We start from the raw sequence: 18,188 nt of genomic DNA on the forward strand, positions 1-18,188 counted from the left end.
ATAGGCGTCGCAGCGCACCAACGGAAGGAAAATGGCGGCGCCGAACGAGTGCCGGCGCCGCCTCGCGCGAATTAGATCTTCAGCTTGTTCGGCCCGCGCGCCGTATTGTCCTTCTTGTGCAGGATCTGCGCATTCGCGGCGTTCTGGCGGGCGTGGATCAGCCGCTTGTCGCGGGCGGTAAGATGGCCGCCGTGCCTCGCACGCAGGCGCGCCTCCTCCTGCCGGATCGAAGCCTGCTGCGCCTTCAGCCGCGCCGCCTCGCGGTGGGTGAGCTTGCCCGAGCGGACGCCGGCGTCGATCCGGCGCTCCTGGTTCGCCTGCCGCAGGTTGACCGGCATCGCAGCCTGCGCGGCGGTCGTCGCGGTCACGGCACCGAGAGCTAGGGCGATCATCATCTTTTGCATAGTCTGTCCTTCGCTTGGCCGCCGATCCGGACGGCGCGGGTTGGGGAACGCGCAGAAGCCGGGTTCGATCAGCCGAACTCGGCGGCGCGCCGCCCGATCAGCGTGACCTCGACGCGGCGGTTGAGCTGCCGGCCTTCGACGGTCGCGTTGCTGGCGACGGGCGCGGTTTCGCCACGGCCCGCGAGCCGGAAGCGGCCGGGATCGACCCCCATCGCCTCCAGCGCCGAGGCGACGGACGCGGCGCGATCGCGCGAGAGCTGGCGATTGCTTGCCGCCGCACCGACCGAGTCGGTGTTGCCGTCGATCGCGACACGGACGCCCGGGTTGGCGCGCAGGAAGCCCGCGAGCGGTCGCAGCCTAGCCTCAGCACCGGGACGAAGCTCGGCCGATCCGGTGCGGAACAGCACGTCGGAGACGTCGAACACCGCGCCTTCGCGGCCCTGGCGGAAGTGGTAGCCGCGCATCCCCTCACGATTCCAGCCGCCGGCATAGCCCGGCGGCGGCGGTGGCGGGGCATGCCGCGCCTCCCAGTCGAAGCGCGCGCGGTCGGCGCCGGCGATGGCGTCGAAGGCGCGATCGGCGGTCAGTGCCTCGCGCCGCGTCAGCCAACCGTCACCATCCCGATCGAAGTTGCGCGCCACGAAGGCGCGCCCCCGCCTATCCTCGCGCAGCTCCGGGTAGAGCAGGCGCACGCCCGGCCCGCGCAGGTCCCAGGCTCGCCCCGGCGGGCCCCAGTCGTAGACGTAGCCAGGCTGCGCGACGACGGGCGCGGCGGCGGCGAGCGAGAGGATGGCGGCGAGAACGGGCTTGGCGTTGCGGATCATGCGATATCTCCCTTGTCCCCACCCGCCGCCGAACTGGCCCACGGCGCTTGAACGGACGATGAGGCGAGCCGAAAGCCGCCGTTCAGGCGGTGACCGCCCCGTCCGCTACCGTCAGCCGGGTAGCGTCGCCGGGAAGCTCCATGAACAATGCAGGCTCCGTGCCCGTCATCCACACCTGTCCGCCCGTCTCCGCCAGCCGCTCGAACAGCGCGGCACGGCGGAGCGGATCGAGATGCGCCGCCACCTCGTCGAGGAGCAGGACCGGCGGTCGCCCGGTGCGCTCTGCGACAAGGCCGGCGTGGGCGAGCACGATACCGATCAGCAGCGCCTTCTGCTCGCCGGTGGAGGCGAGCGCCGCCGCGCGGCGCTTGGCGAGGTGGACGACCGCGAGATCGCTGCGGTGCGGCCCCGCAAGCGCGCGTCCCGCCGCCGCGTCGCGCGCGCGCCCGGCCCGAAGCTCGGCGGCGAGATCGCCGCCCGACCAGCCCTCCAGCGACAGCCCGGCGCGCGCGAACGGGCCCTCTGGCGCATCGACGAGCCGAGCCGCAAGCGTGGCAACCACCTCCGCCCGCGCGCGCGAAATGGCGGCGCCATGCTCGGCCATGCCCGCCTCCAGCGCCGCCAACCACGCCGGATCGGCGCCCCCGCCGAAATCATTGGCCGGCTCGGCGAGCAGCTTGTTGCGCGCGCGCATCGCCGCCTCGTAGCGCGCGGCGTGGCGGCCATGATCGGGCACCAGCGCCAGCACCAGCCGATCGAGGAAGCGCCGCCGCGCGCCCGCGCTGTCCGCGAACAGCCGGTCCATCGCCGGCGTGAGCCACAGCACCGACAGCCGCTCGCTAAGCGCGGTGGCGGGCTGGCCGGCACCGTTGACGCGCACCTGCCGCCGCTCGGGCGCCGTGGCGGTGGCGCCGGTGCCGATCTCGTTGCCGTCGCCCAGCACCGCCGCCATCGCGAAGCCACCCGGCCCCTCGCTCCGCGCCATCTCCGACAGCGTCGCGCCGCGTAGTCCCCTCCCCGGCGCCAGCAGCGAAACCGCCTCGAGCAGGTTGGTCTTGCCGGCGCCGTTCTCGCCGGTCAGCGCGACGAAGCCCGGCCCGGCCTGCACCTCGGCGGCGGCGTAGGAGCGGAAGTCGGTCAGGCGCAGGCGGCGGACGGGCATCGCGCGCAGCCATGGCCGCGAACGCGCCGCGTGGCTATGCTCGCTACCAAACAGGGGAGAGGCGGCATGGGCGTCAGGCGCGAACTCGCACAACTGGATCGCGGCCAATGGAGCGCGGTGGCCGCCGCGTTCCTGGGCTGGACATTGGACGCGTTCGATTTCTTCGTCATGGTGTTCATGCTGAAGACGATCGCAGCCGAGTTCGGCACCGACGTGAAGGCGGTGGCGGTGGCCGTCACGCTGACGCTGGCGGCGCGGCCGTTCGGGGCGCTCGCTTTCGGCTGGCTGGCGGATCGCTACGGGCGCCGCCCGATCCTGATGCTCGACGTGATCCTCTACTCGCTATTCGCCTTCGCCAGCGGCTTCGCGCCGACGCTGCCCGCGCTGATCGCGATCCGCGTGGCGTTCGGCTTCGCGATGGGCGGCGAATGGGGGATCGGCGCGTCATTGGTGATGGAGACGATCCCGGCGGGCGCGCGCGGCGTGATCTCGGGCCTGCTCCAGGAAGGCTATGCGGCGGGCTACCTGCTGGCGAGCCTCGCCTACTTCTTCCTGTTCGACGCGATCGGCTGGCGCGGCATGTTCATGCTGGGCATCATCCCGGCCTTCCTGACGATCCTGATCCGGCTGGGCGTGAAGGAGAGCCCGGCGTTCGAGGCGAGCCGGGGGGCTCAGCGCGAGAACCCGATCCGCGTGATCCTGCGCCACTGGAAGACGGCGCTGTACGTCATCGTGCTGATGACGGCGTTCAACTTCTTTAGCCACGGCACGCAGGATCTCTACCCCACCTTCCTCCAGACGACGCACGGCTTCGACACGCACCATGTCGGCATCATCACCGCGATCATGAACGTGGGCGCGATCACCGGCGGCATCGTCTTCGGCGCGCTGTCCGATCGCTTCTCCCGGCGGTGGGGGATCATCGCCGCCGCGCTGCTGGCGCTGCCGGTGATCCCGCTCTGGGCGTTCAGCCACACGGCGGCGATGCTGGCAGCGGGCGGGTTCCTGATGCAGGTGGCGGTGCAGGGCGCGTGGGGGATCGTGCCCGTCCACCTGAACGAACTGGCGCCCGACGGCGCGCGCGGCACCTTCCCCGGCTTCGCCTACCAGGCGGGCAACCTCGTCGCCTCGGCCAACGCCACCCTTCAGGCGGGGCTGGCGGAGCGCAACGGCTACCCGCACGCGCTGGCGTGGATCGTGAGCGTGACGGCGGTGGTGCTGGCGGTCTGGACGTTCGTGGGGCCGGAGCGGAAGGGCGTGGCGCTCAGGTGAGGGAGAGAATGGTGGTTTGCAGTCCGACGGCATTGAGACGATCAGGCCGGAGAGCGGACAGCGGCTTGCGGGAAGGTGCGCTCCGGAACCTCCGCTCGCTTATGGCGCAGCACCACCATGTCCTGCAGACTGAGCGAACCACGCGGGATGTAGGCCGCTATCTCCATGAAGCGGGACCAGTGCTCGAAGACATACCACGGGGAATGAAACGTGTTCTGGTAGTAGGTCGGAAAGTCGGCCGCCCACGCGTCGTCCTGCATAAAGTAGATGCCCTGCCGGTCCACCGTTCGGTACATGGTCGCGATGCGTTCATCTCGACCCGGCTCGTCGCGAGGCAGATGCTCCACCCAGAACTCCTGCGAAAAGGTGCCGTGCACCGTCAGCACGAGGACACCTCCGGAGCTAAGCACACGGCGCAGCTCGGGAAGCCAAGCGTCCTGGTGCGCTTCGTCGAGGTGCGTCAGCACCGAATGGTTGATGATGAGGTCGAACTCGCCATCAGCATAAGGTAGTGGCGGCCACTCGCCGGTAACGACGGCCCTGACGAACGGCAGATTGGCGCCGACCCACTCGACCGCTTCTCGATCGATGTCGCAGGCGTGGATCTCGCCCGGAAAATGGCCGGGCAGGTGCTTGACGGTCCCGCCGGGCCCGCAACCCCAATCGAGCAGCTTACGGAATGTGTTGAGCGGCCGACCAATGCCCGACAGAGCCCGCTTGAGATCGACTACGGCATGATGGCCCAGCTCATCGAACGATGCAGGATCGCTCGTGAGCGAGACGCGCATCCGCAGGTGCTCGGGTGGTGGATTGGTAATCGGTGGAGCATCGGTATCCATCATCTCCGCCTAGCTGGCGCCAAAAGCATCGTCGATTGACGAACGACCGATCCCAGGAAGTTCAAACACTGCGTCTGGAGTTGGGCGATGGCGGCCGTAGACGCGATAGCTGGATACGACTTGGAAAACGCGCGCTAGCGTCGGATCGGCTCCTTCTCAGCAGGTCTCTGGCAGCCGCCGGACGGGACCCGCCATACGCGTCCACTTCGTCACTTTCGCGGGCACGAGATACGTCGACTCTCCAACCGGTCCCCGCCGCGACTCGCGCCGATCGGCCGCGTCGGCGCGCCGGATGTTGGAGCCGGAGGCCTTCGCCTCACACCCGCATCGGCATCAGCACGTAGAGCGCCTGCGCGGCGTCGTTCTCGCGGATCAGCGTGGGGGCGGCGGCGTCCGCCAGGTGGACCTCCACCGCGTCGCCGTCGATCTGGCCGAGTATGTCCATCAGGTAGCGCGCGTTGAAGCCGATATCGAAGCCGGGCGAGGCATAGTCGCCGGGCACTTCCTCGGCCGCCGTGCCGTTCTCGGGCGAGGTGACCGAGAGGATGATCTTGTCGCGATCGAGCGTCATCTTCACCGCGCGGGTCTTCTCGCTGGCGATCGTCGCTACCCGATCGACGCCCTGCGCGAAGCTCTTGGGGTCGATCTTGAGCAGCTTGTCGTTGGCGGTGGGGATCACGCGGCTATAGTCCGGGAAGGTGCCGTCGATCAGCTTGGAGGTCAGCGTCGCCGAGCCCAGCCCGAAGCGGATTTTGGTGGCGCTGAGCGACACGTCCACCGAGCCGTCGACCTCGTCGAGGAGCTTGCGCAGCTCGCCCACGCACTTTCGCGGGATGATGACGCCCGGCATCCCGTCCGCGCCCTGCGGCTGCGGCACCGTCATGCGCGCGAGGCGATGCCCGTCGGTGGCGGCGGCCTTGAGCACCGCGCCGCCCTGCCCGTCCTCGGCGGTGTGGATGTATATGCCGTTCAAATAATAACGCGTCTCCTCCGTCGAGATCGCGAAGCGCGTCTTGTCGATGATCTGGCGGAGTGTCGGCGCGGGCAGCTCGAAGCTGGTCGGCAGCTCGCCCTCGGCGATCACCGGGAAGTCGTCGCGCGGCAGCGTCTGCAGGTTGAAGCGGGCCCGCCCCGCCTTCACCTCCATCTTGCCCTCGGCCGCCGAGAGCGACACCTGCGCGCCTTCGGGCAGCTTGCGCGCGATATCGAACAATGTGTGCGCCGACACGGTGATGGCGCCGGGCTGGTCCACCGCCGCCGCGATCGTCTCGACGATCTGGAGGTCGAGGTCGGTGGCCATCAGGCGCAAGCCGGGGCCGTCGGAGCCGGCCACCGCCTCCAGCAGCACGTTGGAGAGGATCGGGATGGTGTTGCGCCGCTCGACCACCGACTGGACGTGGGACAGGCCCTTCAGCAGCGTCGCGCGCTCGATCGTCGCCTTCATGCAGTCGTGACCCCGCTTATGTGCGCTCTGTCTATAGCGCGCTCGGGCGTGCGGGAAAGGGGCGGCGATCCGCCGCCCCTCGCCGTCACCGGAAGCGGACGCCGAAGCCGCCGACCACCTGGTTGCGGCTGAAGCCCTGCTCGTAGTTCGAGTAGCGATACTCGGCTTTGGCGTAGGCGTTGGAGAAGAGCTGGTACTCGACGCCCGCGCCCACCCGCACGCCGTCGAGATCGGCATGCGCGCGATCGCGAAACGTGCCGTCGTCGTAGGTGACGCGGACGCGCTCGTTGGTGTAGCCGGCCTTGCCGTAGACCATCGCATTCGGCATCACCGCCACGCCGACGCGGCCACCGGCATAGAAGTCGCGGCCGAGCTTGGCGCAGATCTCGGGATCAATCGCGGTCTGGGCGCCTTCGCACTGCTTCTGGTTGCTGTCGGAAAACTCACCCTCCACGCCGACGATGGCGCGACGATACTGGACGTCGTAGCCGGCCGCGACACCGTAGGCGACGCCGTTGGAGTGACCATGGTTCTGGAAGCGATCCCAGCCGACCAGCCCCTCGACGCGCAGGCCGGTGAACGGCGCGTTGACCGGCGCGGGGCCGTAGTTGACGGGTGGCGCGCCGGCAGGCGGGCCGTAGGAGCCGCCATATTGCGCGGCGGCGGGTACGGCCGCGAACGCGAGCGGAAGGGCGAGGATGGCAACGAGACGTGGCATATTGAACTCCCTCTGGCGCCGCCGGTCGATCTGGGGCGGCGGGACGGGATCGGATTGCGCGCGGATTGGTAAACGCCGCGTAAACCATGCCGCCGCGGCGCTCCTCCTGCTTGCCACGGCCGGGCCGCTGACCGCGAAGCGCGCGGCGATCGCCATGTTCCGCGACTGGGGGGCGTTCAGCGACGAGGCGCCGGGCCGCTGCTTCGCGATGGCGGCGCCGCCGCCCGGCACCGTCGCCGACCCCGCGCCCGCTTACGTCGCGGTGACGAGCTGGCCCAATCGACGCGTTCGCGCCCAAGTCTCCGCGCTTCTAAGCCACGGCCATCGTCGCGGCGCGCCCGTCACGCTAACGATCGGCGACAGCGGCTTCGCGATCGTCGCCGACGCACGCACCGCCTGGGCACGCGATCGCCGGCAGGACGCCGAGATCGTCGCGGCAATGCGATCCGGCAGCTCGATGAGCGTCTCGACCGTGTCGCCCCGCGGCCATGCCTATGCCGACGTCTACCGGCTGCGCGGCGCCGCGAGCGCGATCGACGCCGCGATGCTCGCCTGTCCGCCGGGGCGCTGATCGCGCACCCGAACGCGACGGTACGGCGTTTGGCACGCGCTCCACGAAAGGATCAAGCGATGAGCCTGTTCGGCACGATCATGCAGAAGATCTTCCACCACGGCGCGGCGAAGCCTGCCCCCGCCCCGGCGGCTCCCGCGCCCGCCGCGACGCCCACCGCCGTCCCGCCCCCGCAGGCGGCGCAGCCCGCCCCGCAGCAGGCAACACCGCAGGCTCCCGTCGACGTCGAGGCGGTGCTGAGCGAGATGGCCGGGCAGAAGGGCGGCGGCGGCAACTGGCGCACCTCGATCGTCGACCTGCTCAAGCTGCTCGATCTGGATTCAAGCCTCCAGGCGCGCAAGGGACTCGCCGACGAGCTCGGCGTGCACGCGGGCGCGGACGGCAGCGCCGAGGAGAATATCGCGCTCCACAAGGCGGTGATGCGCAAGCTCGCCGAGAATGGCGGCAAGGTGCCCGCCGGCCTGAAGGACTGACGCGGGCCGCCCAAGCTGGTGCGGGCGGACATGGTCGCCTATGTGGCGGCCATGTCCGACGCCGACGCTCTGATGCCGATCCCGGGCGCGATCGATCCCGTGCCCGTGCCCCGCGCCGCGCCGGTGCGCGAGGATGCGCGCGTCGATCTCGTCGGCCTGTCGCGGGACGCGGTGCGCGAGGCGCTCGCCGCCGCCGGCTTGGAGCCCAGGCAGGCGAAGCTGCGCGCCAAGCAGCTCTGGCACTGGATTTACAATCGGGGCGCCACCGACTTCGCCGGCATGACCGACATCGCCAAGGCGCAGCACCCCTGGCTGGCCGAACGCTTCGTAGTCGCGCGGCCGGAGGTGGTGACGGCGCAGGTCTCGACCGACGGCACGCGCAAGTGGCTGCTCCGCTCGCCCGACAGCCATGATTACGAGATGGTGTTCATCCCCGATGCCGACCGGGGAACGCTGTGCGTTTCGAGCCAGGTCGGCTGCACGCTCAACTGCTCCTTCTGCCACACCGGCACGATGCGCTTGGTCCGCAACCTGACGGCGGGCGAGATCGTCGGCCAGGTGATGCTGGCGCGCGACGCGCTGGGCGAGTGGCCGTCGCAGCCCGAGGGGCGCATGCTCACCAACATCGTGCTGATGGGGATGGGCGAGCCGCTCTACAATTTCGATGCGGTGCGCGACGCCATGCGGATCGTGATGGATGGCGACGGGCTCGGCCTCTCGCGCCGGCGGATCACGCTCAGCACCTCGGGCGTGGTGCCGATGATCGCGCGCGCGGGCGAAGAGATCGGCGTCAACCTCGCCATTTCGCTCCACGCCGTCACCAAGGAGGTGCGCGACGAGCTGGTGCCGTTGAACCGCAAATATGGCATCGACGAGCTGCTCGCCGCCTGCGCCGCCTATCCGCGCGCCAACAACGCGCGCCGGATCACCTTCGAATATGTGATGCTCGACGGCGTGAACGACAGCGACGCTGACGCGCGCGAACTGGTGCGGCTGCTGCGCGCCTACAAGCTACCGGCCAAGGTGAACCTGATCCCGTTCAATCCCTGGCCGGGCGCCGCCTACGCCTGCTCGCCGCCGGATCGGGTGCGCGCCTTCTCCAACATCGTGTTCGAGGCGGGCATCTCGGCGCCGGTGCGCCAGCCGCGCGGCCGCGACATCATGGCGGCGTGCGGGCAGCTCAAGTCCGCGGCCGAGAAGAAGAGCCGCGCCGAACTCGATCGCATCGCGGCGGACAAGCAGGCGGCGCTCGGCTGATCCCGTAACGGCTTGCCAAGCCGCGCCTTACGGCGTCTTATCCACAGGTCTCCCGCGCGGACGACCCTGGCAAACGGGGCGCCGCGCATTGTCCGGAGGCGCACTGGAGGGATTGCCGATGATCGTCGTCTACGCCGCCATCGCGTGCGGATTGCTGGCCGTATTGTACGGGCTCTTCACCAGCCGGCAGGTGTTGGCGCTCCCCGCCGGCAACGCCCGGATGATCGAGATCGCCGGTGCCATTCAGGAGGGCGCGGGCGCCTATCTCGGCCGGCAATACCGCACCATCGGCATCGTCGGCGTGGTCGTCGCGGTCATCGTCTTCTTCGCCCTCGGCGCCGTCTCGGCGGCGGGCTTCGTGCTCGGCGCGGTGCTGTCGGGCGTCACCGGCTATATCGGCATGAACATCTCGGTGCGTGCCAACGTCCGCACCGCCGAGGCCGCGCGCGGATCGCTGCAGGGCGGGCTCACCGCCGCCTTCCGATCGGGCGCTGTCACCGGCATGCTGGTAGCCGGCCTCGGCCTGCTCGCGATCTCGATCTTCTTCTGGTATCTCGTCGGTCCGGGTCACCACGTGCCCGGCGATCCGGCGGACCGCACAGTGGTCGACGGTCTGGTCGCGCTCTCCTTCGGCGCGTCGCTGATCTCGATCTTCGCGCGTCTCGGCGGCGGCATCTTCACCAAGGCGGCGGACGTAGGCGCGGATCTCGTCGGCAAGGTGGAGGCCGGTATCCCCGAGGACGATCCCCGCAATCCCGCCGTCATCGCCGACAATGTCGGCGACAATGTCGGCGACTGCGCGGGCATGGCCGCCGACCTGTTCGAGACCTATGTGGTGACGCTGGGCGTGACGATGGTGTCGATTGCGCTCGCCGCCGGCGCGGGTGGGCTCGCCGGCGGCGAGGCGACGCTGCGGTTGATGGCGCTGCCGCTGGCGATTGGCGGAGCGTGCATCGTTACCTCGATCATCGGCACCTACATGGTCAGGCTGGGCTCGGGCTCGATCATGGGCGCGCTATACAAGGGCTTCTGGACGTCGGCGCTCCTCGCCGTGCCGGCGCTGTGGCTGGTGACGGACTGGGTGCTGGGCGACATCTCAGGTCCGATCCTGCCGGGCGCGGCCGTCACCGGCAACGCGATCTTCGCGTGCATGGTGGTGGGCTTGGCACTCACCGGCGCGCTGGTGTGGATCACCGAATATTATACCGGCACCAACTACCGCCCGGTGAAGTCGATCGCGCTCGCCTCCGTCACCGGCCACGGCACCAACGTCATCCAGGGCCTCGCCGTCAGCCTGGAGGCGACCGCGCTGCCAACGCTGGCGATCGTCGTGGCGGTGATCGTCGCCTTCCAGCTCGCCGGCCTGATCGGCATCGCCTTTGCCGCCACCGCGATGCTGGCGCTAGCAGGCATGGTCGTCGCGCTCGACGCCTACGGCCCCGTGACCGACAATGCCGGCGGCATCGCCGAAATGGCGGGGCTGGAGCCGGACGTGCGCGAACGCACGGACGCGCTCGACGCGGTGGGCAACACCACCAAGGCGGTGACCAAGGGCTACGCGATCGGCTCGGCCGGGCTCGCTGCGCTGGTGCTGTTCGGTGCCTACACCACCGATCTGCGCACTTTCTTCCCCGATCTGCAGGTCGATTTCACGCTGGGCAACCCGTACGTGATCGTCGGGCTGCTGCTGGGCGCGCTGCTCCCCTACCTGTTCGGCGCGTTCGGGATGACGGCGGTGGGCCGCGCGGCCGGAGCGGTGGTCGAGGAGGTGCGCGCGCAGTTCCGCGACAATCCCGGCATCATGCAGGGGACGGCGCGGCCGAACTACGCGCGCACCGTCGATCTCGTGACGCGCGCGGCGATTCGCGAGATGATCGTGCCCTCGCTGCTGCCGGTGCTGACGCCGATAGTGGTGTTCTTCGTGATCCGCCTCGTCGCCGGCGTGCAGGACGCGTTCGCGGCGCTGGGCGCGCTGCTGCTCGGCGTGATCGTCTCGGGGCTGTTCGTCGCGATCTCGATGACCAGCGGCGGCGGCGCCTGGGACAATGCGAAGAAGTACATCGAGGACGGCAATTACGGCGGCAAGGGATCGGACGCGCACAAGGCTGCGGTGACCGGCGACACGGTCGGCGATCCCTACAAGGACACCGCTGGGCCGGCGGTAAACCCGATGATCAAGATCACCAACATCGTGGCGCTGCTCCTGCTCGCCGCACTCGCGGGCCACTCGGCGGGGTAGGCTCTACCGCCCTGGCTTGACTTGGCCGGGCCGCCCCGCGCAGTCCGGCCTCGTCATTTCCGGAGGGGCCCCATGTTCCGCACGATCGACGAGACGCTGTTCGTCGCCGGCCAGATCACACCAGAGGACGTCGCGGAGGCCGCGCGGCTCGGCATCCGCACCATTGTCAACAACCGCCCCGACGGTGAGGAGCCCGGCCAGCCGACCGGAGCCGAGATCGAGGCGGCGGCGCGGGCGGCGGGGCTGGAGTATGTCGCCATCCCGGTCGATCACGCCGGCCTTTCAATGGCGCAGGTGGAGGCGACGCGCGCGGCGCTGGCGAAGCCCGGCCCGACGCTAGCCTATTGCCGCTCGGGCACGCGCTCGACCAACCTGTGGGCGGCGACGCGCGCGCTCGACGGCGGCGACAAGGGCGAGATCGCGGCGAACGCGGGTAACGCGGGCTACGACGTGCGCGGGCTGTTGGCGTCGATCGGGTAAACGAGTCTTACGATGCACTGGCGGAGATTAAGCCTCATCGCCTTCGCGCTGGCATTGGCGTTACTCATCGGGGTGGGTAGCCAACTCGGCCAAGGCTGTGGTCGCCTCTACGGGCGTGTCGGCGGATACCCGGCGCCGCCTCCGAGCCTGCACTGTCCGCGTCTTATGATACTCGGCCAGGACCTCCTGCAGTAGGACAAAAAAGACCGGCGGGTTTCCCCGCCGGCCAGGTCTTCGCAGGAGGAAGCTCGTCAGTAGTGATAGGCCCGCTCGCCATGCTCGGCGATGTCGAGGCCCTCATGCTCGATCTCGACCGGCACGCGCATGCCCCAGGTCTTGTCGATGATGAGGAAGAGGATGGTGGCGCCGATCGACGACCAGGTCAGCGTCAGGATCACGCCCTGGAGCTGGATCCACAGCTGTCCCAGCATGTCGTAGGTGCCCGCCTGCAGCGTGCCAGGCTTGGACGCATAGTCCGCGATGCCCTGCCCGCCGAGATAGGGCGCGTCGAGGATGCCCGTCATCAGCGCGCCGGTGATACCGCCGATGCAGTGGACGCCGAACACGTCGAGCGAGTCGTCGTAGCCGAACTTCTGCTTCACCGTGGAGACGAAGAAGAAGCAGATCGGCGAGACGAGGAGCCCCAGCACCACCGAGCCCATCGGCCCGGCGTAACCCGCCGCCGGCGTCACCGCGACGAGGCCGGCGACCACGCCTGAGGCGGCGCCGAGCAGCGAGGGCTTGCCGCGCACCGCCTGCTCGACGAGCAGCCAGGAGAGGCCCGCCGCCGCCGTGGCGACGAAGGTGTTGATGAAGGCTACCGCCGTCACGCCGTTCGACTCAAGGTTGGAGCCGGCGTTGAAGCCGAACCAGCCCACCCACAGCAGCGAGGCGCCGATCATCGTCATGGTCAGCGAGTGCGGCGGCATCGGCTCCTTGGGGAAGCCCACGCGCCGGCCGAGCAGGATGCACATCATCAGGCCCGCGATGCCAGCGTTGATGTGGACCACGGTGCCGCCCGCGAAATCGAGCGCACCCTTCTGGAAGAGGTAGCCCGCATCCAGGTTCTGCGCGGCGAGCGCGTCGGCGCCCTTGATCGCGGCGTTGGCGATCGCATCCGGGCCGCCCCAGTACCACACCATGTGCGCCATCGGGAAATACACCAGCGTCAGCCACAGCGCGGTGAACAGCATCAGCGGCGAGAAGCGCACCCGCTCCGCCACCGATCCGATGAACAGCGCGGGCGTGATGCACGCGAACGTCATCTGGAAACAGATGTACGCATATTCGGGGATGTAGACGCCGTTGGAGAAGGTCGCCGCCTGGCTGTTGGCGTCGACACCCATCAGCAATGCTTTGGAGAAGCCGCCGAAAAAGGCGTTGCCGCCGGTGAACGCCACCGAGTAGCCGAACGTGATCCACAGCAAAGACGCCATGCACACGATCATCAGCGTCTGGGTCAGCACGCTCAGCATGTTCTTGGTGCGCACCAAGCCGCCATAGAACAGCGCCAGCCCCGGCACCGACATCATCAGCACCAGCAACGTGGAGACGAGCATCCACGCGGTATCGCCCTTGTCGACGGTGGCAGCGGGCACCTGCCCCGCCACCGCGCCCCCCGGCGTCTGTGCCAGCGCGGGTGCTGCGATCAGCAGCCCTCCCGCCAATGTCGCCAGGCCGAGGCCTAGCGCGGTCGATCGCTTCATCGATTGCCCCCTTGTTGCTGTCACAGCGCGGTGTCGTCGGTCTCGCCGGTGCGGATGCGCACCGCCTGGCCGAGATCGAGCACGAAGATCTTGCCGTCGCCGATCGCGCCGGTGTTGGCGGCTTGCTGGATCGCCTCCACGACGCTCGCCACCGCACCCTCCGAACAGGCGACCTCCACCTTGATCTTGGGCACCATGTTGGTCGAGTATTCGGCACCCCGGTAGATCTCGGTCTGCCCCTTCTGGCGGCCGAAGCCCTTGACCTCGGTGACGGTCATCCCGGTCACGCCCACGCCGGACAGCGCCTCGCGCACCTCGTCGAGCTTGAATGGCTTGATGATCGCGATGACGAGTTTCATGCCGCCTCCCTACCGCTTCCCCGGCTGAGAGATTTGCAACCTGCGTGCCAAATGCCGGCACGAGGGCGGCGCGGCGGACTCCGGCAGGAACGCCGCCCGCTTGTTAAGCAATGATGAAGGTCTGCCTGCTTTTCAGGCAGCAGGAGTCACGCGGCGGCGGTGCCGCCCACCGTTAGCCGATCGATGAGCAGCGTCGGCTGGCCGACGCCGGCCGGCACGGATTGCCCACCCTTGCCGCAGATGCCGACGCCCTCGTCGAGCGCCATATCGTTGCCGATCGCCTTCACGCGGGTGAGCACCGACGGACCGTCGCCGATCAGCGTCGCGCCCTTGATCGGCGCACCGAGCTTTCCGTTCTCGATGCGGTAAGCCTCGGTGCAGGTGAAGACGAACTTGCCGCTGGTGATATCCACCTGCCCGCCGCCGAAGCTCTTGGCGAAGATGCCGTCGCGCGCGCGCTCGATGATCTCCTGCGGATCGTCGTGGCCGCCGAGCATGAAGGTATTGGTCATGCGCGGCATTGGCGCGTGAGCGAAGCTCTCGCGCCGGCCGTTGCCGGTGGGCTCGACGCCCATCAGCCGCGCGTTCAGCCGGTCCTGGATGTAGCCCGTGAGGATGCCGTCCTCGATCAGCACGTTGCGCTGCGTGGGCGTGCCCTCGTCGTCGATGGAAAGCGAGCCACGGCGACCCTTGATCGACCCGTCGTCCACGACGGTAACGCCCGACGCTGCGACGCGATCGCCGATCCGGCCCGCGAACGCCGACGATCCCTTGCGATTGAAATCCCCCTCCAACCCGTGCCCGATCGCCTCGTGAAGCAGCACGCCCGGCCAGCCGGGGCCGCACACCACCGTCATCTCGCCCGCCGGCGCGGCGACTGCTTCGAGATTGACGAGCGCCTGCGCGAGCGCTTCGTCGATGGCACGATCCCACGTCACGCGCTCGAACAGCCGGTCATAAAGGTAGCGGCCGCCGAGCCCGTAGGAGCCGGTCTCCCGTCGGCCGTTCTGCTCCGCGACGATCGAGACGTTGAGCCGGACAAGCGGGCGCACGTCGGTGGCGATGAAGCCGTCAGGTCTCACGATCTCGACCACCGACCAGCTTCCCGACAGGCCGACCGACACCTGCGCCACGCGCGGATCGCGCGCACGCGCGAGCGCATCGATCTGCTGACAAAGATCGACCTTGCGGGCGAACGGCACCAGGCCGAGCGGATCGGCGTCGGTGTAGAGGTGGCGGTTGGTGCGCTTGGGCGCCGGCGCCGGCCCTGCGCTCGCCGGATCGAGCAGCCGCATCGTCTCCGACGCGCGGCGGATCGCGGCCTCGCTGATCTCGTTGGCGTGCGCGAAAGCCGTTGTCTCGCCCGACACGCCGCGCAGCCCGAAGCCGCCCTGCGTCGTGAAGTCCGCGGTCTTCAGCCGGCCGTCGTCGAAGCCGAAGCTCTCCGACACGGCGTGCTGGAGGTAAAGCTCGCCATCGTCGCAGCGGCCCAGCGCCTCGCCCGCAAGCCGGACGGCGGCATCGGGATCGAAGCCGTCACGATAGAGGAAGGATCGGGGATCGGAGAGCGTCGCCATGTCAGCGATATAGGCGCATGCCCGCGTCGCGCCACCTCCACGCCGGCAATCAGGATGCCTGATCGCCGCCGTCGGCTGGGCCGCCGATCAACACGAAACGGCGATCGCAGTATCCGCAGTCGACGGCGCCCGTCTCGTCGATTTCCAGCCATACGCGCGGATGCCCGAGCGCCGCGCCGGCAGCAAGATCGGTCGCGCCGTCGCACACCACCCGGCGATTGGGGACACGGATGATCTCTGGCGGCGCGCTGGACACGTGCGCCGCGTAGCAAGGCCGGCCCATACAGGCAATCGGCCATGGCACCACCGCGCCCGAGCCGCTATCCCGCACGCCATGATGCAGGCGGCGATCGATATTGAGGCTCTGGAGAAGGTCTACCAAGGAGGGAAGCGCGCGCTCGACGGCGTCACCTTTCAGGTGCCGCGCGGATCGGTGTTCGGGCTGCTCGGCCCCAACGGCGCGGGCAAGTCGACGCTCATCAACATCCTCTCGGGCATGGTGCGCAAGACGGCGGGACACGCCGCGATCTGGGGCTTCGACATCGACGAGCATCCCCGAAACGCCAAGCGTTCGATCGGCATCGTGCCGCAGGAAATCCTGTTCGATCCCTTCTTCACGCCCGCCGAGGCGCTGAACATCCAGGCGGGCCTATGGGGCGTCCCAGTCGCAGAGCGCCGCACGTTGGAGTTGCTCCGCGCCGTCCACCTGGAAGACAAGGCCGACGCATACGCGCGCACGCTGTCAGGCGGCATGAAGCGGCGGCTGCTCGTCGCCAAGGCGCTCGTCCACCAGCCGCCGGTATTAGTGCTCGACGAGCCGACCGCCGGCGTCGACATCGAGCTTCGCCAGCAGCTCTGGACCTATGTGCGCGAGCTCAACGCGGCGGGCACCACGGTGGTGCTGACGACCCACTATCTTGAAGAGGCGCAGGAGCTCTGCGACCGCATCGCGATCATCAATCATGGCCGGCTCATCGCCAATGAGCCCACTTCGGTGCTGCTCGCCAAGGCCCGCGAGAAGATCGTCGAGGTGACGGTGGATCGCGACCTCGACGGACCACCCTCCGCCTCCTGTTTTCAGAAGGTGGAGCTGAAGGGTGATCGGACGGTGGCGATCACCTATGACAAGGTCGACGTCCATGCCGGCGACGTGCTCGGCGCGCTTTCCGCGGCCGGCCTGGGCGTGGTCGACGTCTCGACGCGCGAGGCGGACCTGGAAGACGTCTTCCTGAGCCTCACCCGCCAGGCCGCCTGATGGCCGCCCGCGCCTACGACGTCGTCATCGTCGGATCGGGCGCCGCCGGGCTCACCGCCGCGCTGACGCTGGCGACGCGCTTCCGCGTCGCGGTGCTCGCCAAGGGCGGGCTGTCCGAAGGCTCCACCGCCTGGGCGCAGGGCGGCATCGCGGCGGTGCTGGAGGAAGGCGACAGCTTTGAGGCGCATGTCGAAGATACAATAGTCGCCGGCGCCGGCCTCAACGATCGACGCACCGTCGAGTTCGTGATCGAAGAGGCGCCTGCCGCGATCGCCAAGCTGATCGAGCTCGGCGTGCCGTTCGACGCCGAGGGGAACGCGCTGCACCTGACCCGCGAGGGCGGCCACAGCCACCGGCGAATCGTCCACGTCCACGACGCCACCGGCCAGGCCGTGCAGCGCGCGCTGGAAACGGCGGCGGTCAGGCACCCCAACATCACGCTGGTCCCGGAAATGGCGGCGATCGATCTCGCGACTTCTCGTCACGGCGAGCGCTATCTCGGCGACGGACGCGTGTGGGGCGTCTACGCGCTCGATCGCACGACCGGGCAGGTGGAACTGTTCACCGGCCGCGCCACCATCCTCGCCACCGGCGGCGCGGGCCGCGCCTACCTCTACTCGACGGCCCCGCGCGGCGCGACCGGCGACGGCATCGCGATGGCGTGGCGCGCGGGCGCGCGCGTGTCCAACATGGAGATGATGCAGTTCCACCCGACCTGCCTCTATAATCTGGAAGTCAAGAACTTCCTCGTCACCGAAGCGGTGCGCGGCGAGGGCGGCCATCTCAAGCTGCCGCCGGGCGTGCCGGGCGCCGGCCACCGCTTCATGCCCGATTTCGACGAGCGTGCCGAGCTGGCGCCGCGCGACGTGGTGGCGCGCGCGATCGATCACGAGATCAAGCGGCTCGGGCTCGACTATGTCCATCTGAATATCAGCCACATGCCGGCCGACTTCGTGCGCGGACACTTCCCGATGATCCACGCCAAGCTTCTGGAGCTCGGCATCGACATCACCACCGATCCGATTCCGGTCGTGCCGGCTCAGCATTATACCTGTGGCGGCATCATTGTGGACCTCAAGGGCCGCACCGACCTGCCCGGCCTCTACGCGGCGGGCGAATGCACCCAGTCGGGCCTGCACGGCGCCAACCGCCTCGCCTCCAACTCGCTGCTCGAATGCCTGGTGTTCGGCGAGGCGGCGGCAGGCCATGTCGGCCGTCACTTCGACGAGATGCCGGAGCCGCCGCCAATCCGCCCGTGGGACGAGAGCCGCGTCACGGACTCGGACGAGGAGGTGATCGTCCAGCACAACTGGCGCGAGATCCGCCGCTTCATGTGGGACTATGTCGGCATCGTGCGCACCACCAAGCGGCTGGAGCGCGCGCAGCACCGCATCCGCATGCTCCGCCGCGAGGTGGAGGACTATTACGGCGAGTTCCGCGTGACCGCCGACCTGATCGAGCTGCGCAACCTCGTCGAAGTCGCCGACCTCATCGTCCGCTGCGCGCTCGCCCGCCGCGAGAGTCGCGGCCTACACTACACGCTCGATTTTCTCGAGACGCTGGCCGACGCGCGCGACACGGTGCTGGTGCCCTAGTTGCCCTTCGCGG

At 69.1% G+C, this 18,188-nt stretch carries 18 protein-coding genes; 8 read left to right on the plus strand and 10 right to left on the minus strand.

Annotated elements, in window-relative coordinates:
• Positions 1-71: 71 nt before the first annotated feature.
• The 3 genes from ACOFKX_RS08790 to recF form a co-directional block, all read right to left on the minus strand.
• Positions 72-404 carry a hypothetical protein gene (locus tag ACOFKX_RS08790; protein WP_419826624.1) on the minus strand — a complete coding sequence of 111 codons (333 nt, stop codon included), beginning with the start codon at positions 402-404 and terminating at the stop codon, positions 72-74.
• A 68-nt stretch (positions 405-472) separates the two neighbouring features.
• Complete coding sequence (locus ACOFKX_RS08795; protein WP_419826625.1) at positions 473-1,228, minus strand: OmpA family protein; 756 nt, start codon at positions 1,226-1,228, stop codon at positions 473-475.
• Positions 1,229-1,310: 82 nt separating this feature from the next.
• Positions 1,311-2,390, minus strand: a complete 1,080-nt coding sequence (gene recF, locus ACOFKX_RS08800; protein ID WP_419826626.1) for a DNA replication/repair protein RecF — start codon at positions 2,388-2,390, stop codon at positions 1,311-1,313.
• A 66-nt stretch (positions 2,391-2,456) separates the two neighbouring features.
• On the opposite strand from recF, the gene ACOFKX_RS08805 reads away from it, so the two are divergent.
• Positions 2,457-3,662 carry an MFS transporter gene (locus ACOFKX_RS08805; RefSeq protein WP_419826627.1) on the plus strand — a complete coding sequence of 402 codons (1,206 nt, stop codon included), beginning with the start codon at positions 2,457-2,459 and terminating at the stop codon, positions 3,660-3,662.
• Positions 3,663-3,703: 41 nt separating this feature from the next.
• On the opposite strand, the gene ACOFKX_RS08810 is transcribed toward ACOFKX_RS08805, so the two are convergent.
• From ACOFKX_RS08810 to ACOFKX_RS08820, 3 genes are all read right to left on the minus strand, one after another.
• On the minus strand, positions 3,704-4,504 hold the full coding sequence (locus ACOFKX_RS08810; protein ID WP_419826628.1) for a class I SAM-dependent methyltransferase: 801 nt from the start codon (positions 4,502-4,504) through the stop codon (positions 3,704-3,706).
• Between the two features lie 313 nt (positions 4,505-4,817).
• A complete protein-coding gene (dnaN, locus tag ACOFKX_RS08815) occupies positions 4,818-5,945 on the minus strand; it encodes a DNA polymerase III subunit beta (RefSeq protein ID WP_419826629.1) in 1,128 nt (375 codons plus the stop codon).
• An 85-nt stretch (positions 5,946-6,030) separates the two neighbouring features.
• Positions 6,031-6,663 (minus strand): outer membrane protein, encoded by a 633-nt coding sequence (locus tag ACOFKX_RS08820; protein WP_419826630.1) that lies wholly within the window; start codon positions 6,661-6,663, stop codon positions 6,031-6,033.
• A 1-nt stretch (position 6,664) separates the two neighbouring features.
• Between ACOFKX_RS08820 and ACOFKX_RS08825 the strand changes: the two genes are divergently transcribed.
• The 5 genes from ACOFKX_RS08825 to ACOFKX_RS08845 all read left to right on the plus strand — a co-directional run bounded on the left by ACOFKX_RS08825 (position 6,665) and on the right by ACOFKX_RS08845 (position 11,683).
• Positions 6,665-7,234: a hypothetical protein gene (locus ACOFKX_RS08825; protein WP_419826631.1), complete on the plus strand. Its 570-nt coding sequence runs from the start codon at positions 6,665-6,667 to the stop codon at positions 7,232-7,234.
• 59 nt (positions 7,235-7,293) lie between these two features.
• Positions 7,294-7,707, plus strand: a complete 414-nt coding sequence (locus ACOFKX_RS08830) for a DUF3597 domain-containing protein (protein ID WP_419826632.1) — start codon at positions 7,294-7,296, stop codon at positions 7,705-7,707.
• A gap of 51 nt (positions 7,708-7,758) precedes the next feature.
• Positions 7,759-8,964, plus strand: coding sequence for a 23S rRNA (adenine(2503)-C(2))-methyltransferase RlmN (rlmN, locus tag ACOFKX_RS08835; RefSeq protein WP_419826633.1), 1,206 nt, complete (start codon positions 7,759-7,761; stop codon positions 8,962-8,964).
• 118 nt (positions 8,965-9,082) lie between these two features.
• Positions 9,083-11,203: a sodium-translocating pyrophosphatase gene (locus ACOFKX_RS08840; RefSeq protein ID WP_419826634.1), complete on the plus strand. Its 2,121-nt coding sequence runs from the start codon at positions 9,083-9,085 to the stop codon at positions 11,201-11,203.
• A 72-nt stretch (positions 11,204-11,275) separates the two neighbouring features.
• Complete coding sequence (locus ACOFKX_RS08845; RefSeq protein WP_419826635.1) at positions 11,276-11,683, plus strand: TIGR01244 family sulfur transferase; 408 nt, start codon at positions 11,276-11,278, stop codon at positions 11,681-11,683.
• A 251-nt stretch (positions 11,684-11,934) separates the two neighbouring features.
• On the opposite strand, the gene ACOFKX_RS08850 is transcribed toward ACOFKX_RS08845, so the two are convergent.
• The 4 genes from ACOFKX_RS08850 to ACOFKX_RS08865 form a co-directional block, all read right to left on the minus strand.
• Positions 11,935-13,389, minus strand: coding sequence for an ammonium transporter (locus ACOFKX_RS08850; protein ID WP_419826636.1), 1,455 nt, complete (start codon positions 13,387-13,389; stop codon positions 11,935-11,937).
• Positions 13,390-13,409: 20 nt separating this feature from the next.
• Positions 13,410-13,748: a P-II family nitrogen regulator gene (locus tag ACOFKX_RS08855; protein WP_419826637.1), complete on the minus strand. Its 339-nt coding sequence runs from the start codon at positions 13,746-13,748 to the stop codon at positions 13,410-13,412.
• 146 nt (positions 13,749-13,894) lie between these two features.
• Positions 13,895-15,325, minus strand: coding sequence for a metalloprotease TldD (tldD, locus tag ACOFKX_RS08860; protein WP_419826638.1), 1,431 nt, complete (start codon positions 15,323-15,325; stop codon positions 13,895-13,897).
• Positions 15,326-15,374: 49 nt separating this feature from the next.
• Positions 15,375-15,581 (minus strand): zinc-finger domain-containing protein, encoded by a 207-nt coding sequence (locus ACOFKX_RS08865; protein ID WP_419826639.1) that lies wholly within the window; start codon positions 15,579-15,581, stop codon positions 15,375-15,377.
• 78 nt (positions 15,582-15,659) lie between these two features.
• Between ACOFKX_RS08865 and ACOFKX_RS08870 the strand changes: the two genes are divergently transcribed.
• Positions 15,660-16,580, plus strand: a complete 921-nt coding sequence (locus ACOFKX_RS08870) for an ABC transporter ATP-binding protein (protein ID WP_419826640.1) — start codon at positions 15,660-15,662, stop codon at positions 16,578-16,580.
• A complete protein-coding gene (gene nadB / locus ACOFKX_RS08875) occupies positions 16,580-18,175 on the plus strand; it encodes an L-aspartate oxidase (RefSeq protein WP_419826641.1) in 1,596 nt (531 codons plus the stop codon). Before ACOFKX_RS08870 ends, nadB begins: the two co-directional genes overlap by 1 nt.
• Positions 18,176-18,188: the final 13 nt, after the last annotated feature.

This window comes from Sphingomonas sp. (assembly GCF_965200105.1).
Classification (GTDB): Bacteria; Pseudomonadota; Alphaproteobacteria; order Sphingomonadales; family Sphingomonadaceae; genus Solisphingomonas.